The organism is Ruthenibacterium sp. (assembly GCF_017421385.1).
In the GTDB taxonomy this organism is placed as follows: domain Bacteria; phylum Bacillota; class Clostridia; order Oscillospirales; family Ruminococcaceae; genus Ruthenibacterium; species Ruthenibacterium lactatiformans.
The window spans coordinates 17,804-28,849 of sequence record NZ_JAFOIN010000065.1 but is presented as its reverse complement, the minus strand read 5'-3'; the positions used below and the strand labels follow the sequence as shown (position 1 = coordinate 28,849).

Below are 11,046 nucleotides of genomic sequence, written 5' to 3'. Positions count from 1 at the left end.
GCCGCCGGGGCCGCCCGCCGCCGCACGGCGGGCCGCGGGCAGCAGGGCCAGAAGGTCGGCTGTATCCTCACGCAGATGCGCCGCAAGAAGCGCGCTGTTTGGCGTCGGGGCCATGGGAATCCTCCTTTCCGCATGCGCGCCGCAGGGAGTTGGAGGCGGCGCGCAGGGTCAAACTGCACATAGTGTATGAAGTTTGCACGCCGCTATGTATGGATTGTTACAAAAGTGTAAGAAGTTCGTGTTTTCGGCGTTAAACTTTTATCAAACTCTTGCAGTCCGGCGGCTTTTGGGGTACAATAAATGATAGTCTTACGGGCAAAATACAGCGCCGCAGGGTGCGGCGCACACCGTGCCTGAATATAAGGAGGATGTACTAATATGGCAGTAAAAGTTGCAATCAATGGCTTTGGCCGCATTGGCCGCCTGGCGTTCCGCCAGATGTTCGGCGCCGAGGGTTACGAGATCGTCGCGATCAACGACCTCACCAGCCCGAAAATGCTTGCCCACCTGCTGAAATATGACACCGCGCAGGGCCGTTACGAGGGCCACACCGTCGAGTCCGACGAGACTTCCATCACCGTGGATGGCAAGAAGATCGAGATCCTGGCCGAGAAAGACCCGGCGAACCTCCCCTGGGGCAAGATCGGCGTTGACGTTGTGCTGGAGTGCACCGGCTTCTTCGCTTCCAAGGCCAAATCCCAGGCCCACATCGACGCGGGCGCCAAGAAGGTCGTCATTTCCGCTCCGGCCGGCAACGACCTGCCCACCATCGTTTACAGCGTGAATGAGAACACCCTGACGGCTGAGGACACCATCATCTCCGCCGCTTCCTGCACCACCAACTGCCTGGCGCCGATGGCCAAGGCCCTCAACGACGCCTATCCCATCCAAAGCGGCATCATGACGACCGTTCACGCCTACACCGGTGACCAGATGATCCTGGACGGCCCGCACCGCAAGGGCGATTTGCGCCGCGCCCGCGCCGGCGCCGCCAACATCGTGCCCAACAGCACCGGTGCCGCCAAGGCCATCGGCCTGGTCATCCCCGAACTGAACGGCAAGCTCATCGGCTCCGCCCAGCGCGTGCCTGTTCCCACCGGCTCCACCACCATTCTGGTGGCCGTCGTCAAGGGCAAGGACGTAACGAAGGAGAGCATCAACGCCGCTATGAAGGCAGCCTCCTCCGAGAGCTTCGGCTACAACACCGACGAGATCGTCTCCTCCGACGTCATCGGCATCCGCTACGGCAGCCTGTTCGACGCCACGCAGACGATGGTCACCAAGCTCGACGACGACACCTATCAGGTGCAGGTCGTGTCTTGGTACGACAACGAGAACAGCTACACCAGCCAGATGGTCCGCACCATCAAGTATTTCGCTGAGCTGGCGTAACCCATGTTTTCCGGCGCTCCCGCTTCTCAAACGAGGCGGGGGCGTTTTTTGTTCTTTGTATCTGCAGCGTTTACAGCTTTTTCACACAAAACACACACTGCCGCCTAAAAAGTGGCAGGAATCACGGTTGAACAACGGGGACAAACAGGGTATAATATTTTGTATATTGGGGAACTTTTGGTATCCGTAAAAATGAGCCGAAAAGGAGGGCGCACATGGAGCAGCGGCACATGCAGGAAAAGAGCCGCGGCGCGGCGCGCCCTGATGTGGACGCCCGTGCCCGGGCCATTCAGGAGCAGATCATCCATATCCCGCGTCCGGCGCAGCCCGGAAATGCGCGCCCGGCCGCCCAAAGCACGGCCGGACACCCTTCGGGCGCACAGCAGCGTCCTCCTCAAGCGGCACGCCCCCGGGATGACGCTTGCGCCCAGCGGCGGCGCGCAGCGCCCGCTCCGGCACACACAGCGCCCCGCGGGCAGGCTGCGGGCGGACGCCACTATGCCGCAAAGCCGCGCAAACGCAGGCGCGCGCCAGGCGGCGGTATGTTCTTTGCCTGTGTGGCCGTTGTTATCCTGAGCCTTTCGTGGGTCATCACCACGCTCATAGAGCTGCCCGCCAAGCGCGCGGCGGCCAGCAGTTTGGCTGCTTTGTCGGCTTCTCAGGCTGCTTCCTCTCAGGCAGACGGCAGCGTGGCGCAGACAGGGGAAGCGGTGCTTGGCCCTGTACAGCAAACAGACGCTTCGTATACGCAGCCTTCCGCTTCACTGGTGGCGCTGCCGGAGGCGGGCCGTGTGGATATGAGCTACTTTGACGATGCGCTGTTCATCGGCGATTCGCTGACGCGGGGCTTCCAGGAATATTCCAGCGGCATCCCCAACGCGAAATACGCCGCTTATCTGGGCGCGGGCCCCAAGCAGTTCATGGAGGGCCTTGTGGAAAACATCAGCGGCCAGCAGGTGGCCGCCATAGATGAGATCTTGGCCGCGGCGCCTAAAAAGGTGTATATTCTGCTGGGCACCAATTCCATGGCTACGCTTACCGATGAGGCATTCCTGAAGTATTACAACGATTTCCTTGACTTCCTGCTGCCGCAGCTGCCGCAAGATACGGTGTATTACATCCAGGGCATCCCGCCTGTCTCGGCGGAGAAGATGGCCGGGGACGAAAACTTTTCAGTGGAACGCATCCGGGGGCTGAACGAAAGCCTGGCGAAAATAGCTTATGACAGGGATCTGCATTATCTGGACCTGTTCTCCGCTCTGGCCGACGAAAACGGCGCGCTCCGGGCGGACATTGCTTCGGGCAGCATCCATCTGAACAACGAAGGCTACAATGTATGGCGGGAGTTCCTTGTGACACATACGGCGTACAGCAAGGAGAATCCGTACCTGCCCGGCTCACCTTATTACACGGCCCCGGCGGCCTGACGAAAACACGGCACACGCGTGGACGGCGGAAAACGCCCTGTGGGAGGGACTGGCCTTGGCAGAGAGCACGTTCAAACTGTATAGCAAACGCCGCCGAAGCCGGGCGCTTCTGGCACAGGCGGGCCTTGGCGTGCTCATTGTGGCGCTGCTGTTCGGTATTTCCTATGCTGCGGTAAGGATCATTTACGGCCAGCCGCTGCTGCGCGCGCGTGCCGCCGTGTCCGCCGCGCCGCCGGCACAGCCCGGCGAGGTCCCCGCGCCGGGGCCTGCACTGGAAAGCCAGCCGCATGCGCCGTCCGTGACAGCGGCCGTATCCGTGCAGGCGTGGAACACCGAAACCCCTGTGGAGCGCACGCTGGATGCCGATGTGACGGCCAGTGATGCCCGCCTTCTGGCCGTACCGGAAAACGGGCGTGTATCCGATGACTATTTCCGCGATGCGCTGTTCATCGGGGATTCTGTTACACAGGGCTTCGCATGGTATCCGGAATACAGGGACTGGATGCGTGTGTGCGCCTACAAGGGCGTGAACCCCCAGAGCATCCTGCAAAACTATGTGGGCCAGCGGGCCGATGGCACCAAAATCGAGATGTGGGACGAGATCAACGTCCAGCAGGATGTGGCGAACATCTATATCCTTCTGGGAGCGAACGCGCTGCTGCAGCAGACGGACGAGGGCTTTTTGAAATTTTACGGCGAATTGCTGGACAAATTGCGGGTGCGTTTCCCGGATACGCCCATCTATGTGCAGAGTATCACTCCAACGACACAGGAATACGGCGAGAAGAAACCGCAGCTGGAACGGGAGCATCTGAAGCTTATCAACAACGCCATCGCCAAGCTGGCCGTGAGCAAAGGGCTTTATTATGTGGACCTGTGGGAAGTGATGGCGGACGAGAACGGTTACCTGCGGGCGGACCTGGCAGGGAGCGACGGCCTGCACCTGCTCGACGGCTCCAAATACCGCCCGTGGCTGGATTACCTTGCCGCACACACCATATACAGCGCGCACAACGCGCAGTTCGCCCTGGCGGACGGGGGCGCATACCGTTAGCACGCCCGCAAATATCCTTTGGAGGCACCAATTTGGCAAACAATATCAAGCCGTACAAAGTGCACAGCAAACGCCGCCGCAACCAGACGCTTCTGGTGCAGGCGGGTCTTGGCGTGCTCATTGTGGCGCTTTTGTTCGGCATTTCCTATTCGTCGGTGAAGATCATCCACGGCCAGCCTGTGTTCCCGGTGCGCGGCGCGCAGCAGGACGGGGGCCCGCCATCGTCCGAAAGCACGCCGCCTGCGCCGGAAAGCGTATCTACGCCCTCCGGCGGCGGTGCGCAGGAGGTGGGCGGCCGGCCGGAGGCAGCGGCGCCCGTGCAGGCTTGGAACACGGAAGTGCCTGTGGAGCGCACGCTGGAAAGCGACGTTACTGCCAGCGATTCCCGCCTGTTGGCCGTGCCTGCCAACGGCAGGCTGAGTACGGAGTATTTCCGCACGGCGCTGTTCATCGGGGATTCCCTGTCCCAGGGCTTTGCGCTGTATGCACCCACGCGGGATGTGGCAACAGTATGCGCGTATAAGAGCACCAGCCCCAATCAGGTGCTGCAAAATTTTGTGGGCCAGCGGCCGGACGGCTCGCGCATTGAGATGTGGGACGACATCAAGGTGCAGTCGCCAAGCAATATCTATGTGTTGTACGGCACCAACGCGCTCATCAGCCAGTCGGATGAAGCGTTCCTGAAATATTACAGCGATCTGCTCGACAAGCTGCGGGAGCGGTTCGCGGGCGTGCCCATTTATGTGCAGAGCATCACGCCCACCACGGCCGAACAGGGTGTAAAGCAGCCGCCGCTGGAGAACGGCCACATCCGTCTTATCAATAACGCCATCGCCAAGCTGGCCGTGAGCAAGGGCCTTTATTATCTGGACGCACAGGAGGCTCTGGCAGACGCAGACGGAAACCTGCGCGGGGACTATGTGGGAACCTACGACGGCATTCACATGAACCCCACGGGCTATGCGGCCTGGGCGGATTATATCCTGACTCACACCGTATACAGCGATTACAACAAGCAGTTCGTGACGGAGGGGCCGTATGCCTGACGCACCGGCCCCGGTGAAAGATAACAGCAGGGCCCCGGCTGAAAAGCCGGGGCCCTGCTGTATCTGCTGTGAGCCGCTGTCAATCGTGCAAAAGGTTGAGCGTGATCTCGTATTTGCTGTCCACTGAATACTTCTCCGGTGCGCTGGCCTTGTATTTGTTCAGCGCGGCAGTGGATTTCACCGGGTTCTGCAGCGTGCCGGCGCCCGCCACGCAGCCGCCCGGGCAGGCCATGCCCTCCAGCAGGTAGCCGTTCAGCTTGCCTGCCTTGGCCAGCATCAGCATTTTTTTGCATTCCTGCAGGCCCTGGGCGGCCATCACCTTTACCTCGCGGTCCGGGTCCATCTTGTGGATGGCGTTCACCACCGCGTTCGCCACGCCGCCGGAAACCGCAAACCCGCGGCCGTCGGCGGTGGCCTCCACCAGCTCGGGCCCAGCGGCCACTTCGGAGAACTTGATGGCCTTCGCCTCAAACATGCCCATCACTTCTTCAAATGTGAGCACGAAGTCCACGTCGCTGCGGATGGTGCGGCGGCTGGCTTCCAGCTTTTTGGCGGCGCACGGCCCGATGAAAACGACCTTGCAGTTTTTGTGCTCTTTTTTCAGCAGGCGGGCCGTCAGCACCATGGGCGTCATGGCCATGGAGATATAGGGCGCAAAATCCGGGAACAGCTTTTTCGCCATCACGCTCCAGGCCGGGCAGCAGGACGTGGCCATGAACGGCTGCTGCTCGGGCACCTCGCGCATAAAATCCTTGGCTTCTTCAATGGTACACAGGTCCGCGCCGATGGCGACCTCCACCACATCGTCAAAGCCCAGGAGCTTCATGGATGGCTTCAGCTTTTCAGGCGTCATGTCCGGGCCGAACTGGCCCACAAAGGCCGGAGCCACGGCGGCGATGACACGGTCGCCCTGGTTGATGGACTGGATGACCTGGAAGATCTGGCTTTTGTCCGCGATGGCGCCGAAAGGACAGTTTACAAGGCACATGCCGCAGGACACGCACTTGTCGTAATCGATTTTCGCGCGGCCCAGCTCGTCGGAGCCGATGGCATCCATGCCGCAGGCCTTGGCGCAGGGGCGTTCCATCTTATGGATGGCGCCGTAGGGGCATACGTTGGCGCACTGCCCGCACTTGACGCACTTGCTCTGGTCGATAACGCTTTTGCCGTGCACGATGGACACCGCGCCCTTGGGACATACTTCCACGCAGGGATGTGCCAGGCAGCCCTGGCACATATCCGTCACGTGAAAAGATTTTTCCGGGCAGGCGTTGCAGGCGAATTTGATGATATTGATGAGGGGCGGCTCGTAGTATTTCTCCGGCCGGGCGGCCTCCTCGATACCGGTGGAAAGGGGCGCGTGCTCGTCGATGGGGCGCAGCGGCAAACCCATGGACAGGCGCAGGCGCTCGCCCACGATAGCGCGCTCCAGAAAGATACTGTCGCGGTATTTGCTCACCTCGCCCGGCAAAATCTTGTACGGCAGCTCCTCAACGCGGCTGTAATCGCCGCCTTCGTATGCCATACGGGCCACCTCGGTGAATACCTGGCGGCGGATGTCGGTAACGGAAGAATAAATACCACGCATGTGTGAAAACTCCTTTATCAATCAGGTGTGGACAGACTGTTACAAAAATATCATACCATAGTGCAAAAAGCCGCGCAAGTGCGCGCCGTGACAAAGTTCTTTGCTACGCACAAAAAAATAGTGGTACATCTGCCCAGCGCCGGGCGGATGCCCCTCGGGGGCTTCTTGTAAAGGCCGGGCGAAGGGCATATAATACGGGAGTGGTATGATTTTCCGGCGCGGCATGCGCCGGCTGTGAGAAAAGGAGAACCCTGTTTTGATTTTGGAACTTTTACTGGACGCGCTGCTGGACAGCGTGAAAATGCTGCCCTTTCTGTTCGCGGCGTACTGGCTGATCGAATATGTGGAGCACCGCCACTCGGAGGGCATCGAAAAAGCACTGGCGGGCGGCGGGCGCTTTGGCTTTGTGCCGGGCGCCGTACTGGGCCTGCTGCCCCAGTGCGGGTTTTCGGCCATGGCGGCAAACCTGTACGCCAGCAAGGTGGTCACGCTGGGTACCCTGCTGGCGGTGTTCCTTGCCACGTCCGACGAGGCGGTGCCGCTGCTCATCGCAAACCCGGAACACTGGCGGTCGCTGGCGCTGATCCTCGGCATCAAGCTGGCTGTGGCGCTTGCCGCGGGCTTCTGCATTGATTTTGTGTTCAAAAGGCTGATTCCTCAGAGCGTGCGCGGCGGCTACACAGGCAGCAGCAGCGCTGTGGACTGCCACGAGCACGAGGAACGGGACGGCATCCTGGCGGCGGCGCTCAAGCACACGCTGCACATCTTTTTGTTCATTCTGCTGTTCAACATTGCTTTGGGCGCGCTGGTGGCTCTGGTGGGCGAGGAGGCCATAGGGGCATTCCTGGCGGCCAGCGGCCCGTGGCAGCCTGTGCTGGCCGGGCTTGTGGGGCTCATTCCCAACTGTGTGTCCTCGGTCCTCATCACCCAGCTGTATGCCGCGGGCCAGCTTTCGCTGGGAGGCGTGGTGGCGGGGTTGTGCACGGGCGCAGGCGTGGGGCTGGCGGTGCTGCTGCGCGCCAACAAAAACGCCAAACAGAATTTGTTTATCGTGGCGCTGCTGTACGGCATCGGCGTGGCGGCGGGCCTGGTTTGCAGCCTGTTTGCATAGCAAAATCAAAAAGCACCCCGCCGCACGGCGGGGTGCTTTTTGCGCGGTGCGGGCAAGGGACAGGGAAAGGCCGTGCGCCATACAATTTCCGCCAATTGCCGAATGACACGGCGGACCGTTTGTGGTATAATATGTCCGGTTGGTGAATGCGAGCCGCAGGCGAAGCATGAGCCTAGCGGCATAGATACCATGTTTCTTAGTGAACACGAGCGGTACGCGAAGTGCGCGATGGGAAACATAGTTTGCCTGGAGCAACGGAAAATCCGACGCGCCTCAAAGCGCGTGCGGCAAATAAAGGCGTGTCCCCCGGTGCGGGCGGTTTTGGTCCGCTGTGCCGCCGGCGGGCCGCTGCGGAGGGAAACGATATGCTGGATGTGGCCGTCATCGGCTGCGGCATCGTGGGCGCAAACGTGGCCTATTTGCTGTCGCAGCACAAACTGCGCGCGGCGGTGTTTGAAAAGGAGAACGACGTCTCCATGGGCACCACACGCGCCAACAGCGCCATCGTGCACGCGGGGTACGACCCTGAACCGGGCACCGCCATGGCGCGGCTGAATGTGCGGGGAAGTGCGCTGACGAAAGAGCAGTGCGCTGCGTTCGACGTCAAATACCGCCAGATCGGCAGCCTGGTGCTGGCTTTTTCCGATGAGGAAATGGCAACCGTGCGCCGCCTGTACGAAAACGGTGTGGCGAACGGCGTGCCCGGCGTGCGCGTGCTGACGCGGGAGGAAACGCTGGCCATGGAGCCGAATCTTTCCGATGCGGTGTGCGGCGCGCTGTATGCGCCCAGTGCGGCCATTGTGGAGCCGTGGGATCTGGCGCTGGCGCTGGCCGAGGCCGCCGTAGAAAACGGCGTGGAACTCCATTTGGAAACAGCTGTGACAGGCGCGGAGAAAATCAGCGGCGGCTGGCGGCTGCATACTGCAAAAGGCGATTTTGAAGCCCGTGCCGTGGTGAACGCGGCGGGCGTGGAGGCGGATCTGGTGGCCGCGATGGCGGGTGAACCGGGCTTTACCACGATTCCCAGCCGGGGTGAATACTACCTTCTGGACAAAAGCCAGGGCTATGTGGTGAACCACGTTGTTTTCCAGTGTCCCAACCGCGACGGCAAGGGTGTGCTCGTTTCGCCTACGGTTCACTACAACCTTATCGTCGGCCCCAATGCGGAGCCCAGCGGCCGCGAGGACGTTTCCACACAGGCGGACGCGCTGGCATTCGTGCGGGAAAAGGCCGTCAAGAGCGTGCCGGGCGTAAACTTCCGGGAAAATATCCGCAATTTTGCGGGCGTGCGCGCCAATACCGACCAAAGCGATTTTATCATTGGGGAGACCGCGCCCGGCTTCATCACGCTGGGCGGCATCAAAAGCCCGGGCCTTTCCAGCGCGCCGGCGATTGCGGAGGACGCGCTGGCGCTGGTTGCGGGCGCGGGCGTGACGCTGGAGAAAAAGGAGAGCTTCGTCCACACCCGCACCAAAAAACGATTCAACGAAATGACGCCGCAGCAGAAGGCGGAGGCCATCCGGGAAAATCCGCTGTACGGCCGTGTCATCTGCCGGTGCGAAACCGTGACGGAGGGCGAGATCGTGGACGCGCTGCACCGCCCCATCCCGCCGCGCACCATCGACGGCGTAAAACGCCGCTGCACCGCGGGCATGGGCCGCTGCCAGGGCGGCTTCTGCGGCCCCCGGGTGCATGAGATCATTGCGCGGGAGCTTGGCATCCCCCAGCAGGACGTCCTGAAGGACAGGGCCGGCAGCTATATCATCACCGGCACCACGAAGGAAGGGGGCCTGCATCATGGAGAATAACCGGTACGACGTCATCGTCATCGGCGCAGGCCCCGCCGGGCTGGCGGCGGCCGAGGCCGCGCACAAGGGCGGCGCGGGCCGCATCCTGCTCCTGGAGCGCGACAACACGCTGGGCGGCATCCTCAACCAGTGCATCCACAACGGCTTCGGCCTGCATTATTTTAAAGAAGAGCTCACGGGCCCCGAGTACGCGGGCCGCTTCATCGAGCTGGTGCGCAAGACGAACATAGAGGTAAAGACGGACACGATGGTGCTGGCCGTCACGCCGGAAAAACGCGTCCACGCCGTCAATGAAAAGGATGGCTACATTGTGCTGGAGGCCGCGTCCATCGTGCTGTGCATGGGCTGCCGCGAACGCACGCGCGGCGCCATTTCCATCCCGGGCGCGCGCCCGGCTGGCGTATTCACCGCGGGCGCGGCCCAGCGGTATCTGAACATTGAGGGCTACATGGTGGGCCGCCGCGTGGTGATTTTGGGCTCGGGCGATATCGGCCTTATCATGGCCCGCCGCATGACGCTGGAGGGCGCGAAGGTGCTGGCCTGCGTTGAGGTGATGCCTTATTCCGGCGGTTTGACGCGCAACATCGTGCAGTGCCTGCACGATTATAATATCCCGCTGTATTTGTCCCACACGGTGACGAAGATCGAGGGGGAGGGCCGCCTGACGGGCGTGACCGTGCAGAAGGTGGATGAAAACCGCGCTCCCGTCCCCGGCACGGAGATGCATTTCGACTGCGACACGCTGCTTTTGAGCGTGGGGCTCATTCCGGAAAACGAGCTTTCGGGCGGCGCGGGCGTGGAGATGGACCGGCGCCACAACGGCCCCATGGTGTATGAAAACATGGAGACCAGCGTGCCGGGCATCTTCGCGGCGGGCAACGTGGTGCATGTACATGACCTTGTGGATTTTGTCACGGGCGAGAGCCAGCGCGCGGGCGCGGCCGCGGCCCGGTTCGCACGGCAGGGTCCTGCGCCTGAGGGGCGCGTGCTGGAGGTGGAAAACGGTGCGTCCGTCACCTATACGGTGCCCGGAAAGATCCGCCTGGCCAATGTGGATAAAGCCGTGGAGATATTTTTCCGTGTGAACCGCGTGTGCGGCAATTCCGTCATCCGCGTGACGGCAGGCAGCGAACAGCTGGCGGCATACAAGCGCGAGCATCTGGCCCCCGGCGAGATGGAGCGCATCAGCGTGCCGAGGGCACTGCTGGAAAAGGCGGACGGCTGCATCACCGTCAGCGTGGAGGAGGCATGAGAAATGGCGAATATCATTTGTATCGTGTGCCCCAAGGGCTGCCGCCTGACGGTGGATGAAAACACGCTGGCTGTGACGGGGAACGGCTGCCCGCGGGGCGCGGAGTACGGCAAAAACGAGCTGACGCACCCGGTGCGTGTGGTGACGAGCACCGTGCGTGTGGAGGGCGCGGATATCTGCCGCTGCCCGGTGAAAACCGCGGGCAGCGTGCCCAAGGAGAAAATGTTTGCCGTGATGGACGCACTGGACGGCGTATGCCTGCACGCGCCTGTGCATTGCGGAGACGTGGTGCTGGCGGACGTGTGCGGCACGGGCGTGGACGTCGTGGCTACGCGGGAGCTGCCGGCGGCGGAATAAGGGAGAAAATA

General features: G+C 61.8%; 9 protein-coding genes. 8 read left to right on the top strand and 1 reads right to left on the bottom strand.

All coding sequences use genetic code 11. From position 1 onward, the window contains the following. Positions 1–378: 378 nt before the first annotated feature. The 4 genes from gap to IIY41_RS06880 all read left to right on the top strand — a co-directional run bounded on the left by gap (position 379) and on the right by IIY41_RS06880 (position 4,919). Positions 379–1,392 (top strand): type I glyceraldehyde-3-phosphate dehydrogenase, encoded by a 1,014-nt coding sequence (gap, locus tag IIY41_RS06895; protein WP_009325155.1) that lies wholly within the window; start codon positions 379–381, stop codon positions 1,390–1,392. Between the two features lie 215 nt (positions 1,393–1,607). Continuing rightward, positions 1,608–2,819, top strand: a complete 1,212-nt coding sequence (locus IIY41_RS06890; protein WP_123158021.1) for a GDSL-type esterase/lipase family protein — start codon at positions 1,608–1,610, stop codon at positions 2,817–2,819. Positions 2,820–2,874: 55 nt separating this feature from the next. Next, the gene (locus IIY41_RS06885; protein WP_055081312.1) at positions 2,875–3,873 is read left to right on the top strand and encodes a GDSL-type esterase/lipase family protein; all 999 of its coding nucleotides are present in this window, start codon (positions 2,875–2,877) and stop codon (positions 3,871–3,873) included. A gap of 32 nt (positions 3,874–3,905) precedes the next feature. Beyond that, positions 3,906–4,919, top strand: coding sequence for a GDSL-type esterase/lipase family protein (locus IIY41_RS06880; protein ID WP_050004714.1), 1,014 nt, complete (start codon positions 3,906–3,908; stop codon positions 4,917–4,919). Positions 4,920–4,998: 79 nt separating this feature from the next. Here the strand turns inward: IIY41_RS06880 and IIY41_RS06875 are convergent, their stop codons facing one another. After that, complete coding sequence (locus IIY41_RS06875) at positions 4,999–6,507, bottom strand: 4Fe-4S dicluster domain-containing protein (RefSeq protein WP_009325151.1); 1,509 nt, start codon at positions 6,505–6,507, stop codon at positions 4,999–5,001. Between the two features lie 256 nt (positions 6,508–6,763). Here IIY41_RS06875 and IIY41_RS06870 point away from each other — a divergent pair, with 256 nt between their 5' ends. From IIY41_RS06870 to IIY41_RS06855, 4 genes are all read left to right on the top strand, one after another. Continuing rightward, complete coding sequence (locus tag IIY41_RS06870) at positions 6,764–7,618, top strand: putative manganese transporter (protein ID WP_009325150.1); 855 nt, start codon at positions 6,764–6,766, stop codon at positions 7,616–7,618. Positions 7,619–7,983: 365 nt separating this feature from the next. Further along, complete coding sequence (locus tag IIY41_RS06865; RefSeq protein ID WP_009325149.1) at positions 7,984–9,426, top strand: NAD(P)/FAD-dependent oxidoreductase; 1,443 nt, start codon at positions 7,984–7,986, stop codon at positions 9,424–9,426. Next, entirely contained in the window at positions 9,416–10,678 is a 1,263-nt protein-coding gene (locus IIY41_RS06860) for an NAD(P)/FAD-dependent oxidoreductase (protein WP_009325148.1), read from the top strand. The genes IIY41_RS06865 and IIY41_RS06860 overlap by 11 nt, the downstream gene beginning before the upstream one ends. A 3-nt stretch (positions 10,679–10,681) precedes the next feature. After that, positions 10,682–11,035 carry a DUF1667 domain-containing protein gene (locus IIY41_RS06855; RefSeq protein ID WP_009325147.1) on the top strand — a complete coding sequence of 118 codons (354 nt, stop codon included), beginning with the start codon at positions 10,682–10,684 and terminating at the stop codon, positions 11,033–11,035. The last annotated feature ends 11 nt before the right edge of the window (positions 11,036–11,046 follow it).

Coding starts and splice junctions, on each gene's coding strand:
- gap (WP_009325155.1), top strand. CDS start 379: ATGGCAGTAAAAGTTGCAATCAATGGCTTTGGCCGCATTGGCCGCCTG.
- IIY41_RS06865 (WP_009325149.1), top strand. CDS start 7,984: ATGCTGGATGTGGCCGTCATCGGCTGCGGCATCGTGGGCGCAAACGTG.
- IIY41_RS06890 (WP_123158021.1), top strand. CDS start 1,608: ATGGAGCAGCGGCACATGCAGGAAAAGAGCCGCGGCGCGGCGCGCCCT.
- IIY41_RS06860 (WP_009325148.1), top strand. CDS start 9,416: ATGGAGAATAACCGGTACGACGTCATCGTCATCGGCGCAGGCCCCGCC.
- IIY41_RS06855 (WP_009325147.1), top strand. CDS start 10,682: ATGGCGAATATCATTTGTATCGTGTGCCCCAAGGGCTGCCGCCTGACG.
- IIY41_RS06875 (WP_009325151.1), bottom strand. CDS start 6,507: ATGCGTGGTATTTATTCTTCCGTTACCGACATCCGCCGCCAGGTATTC.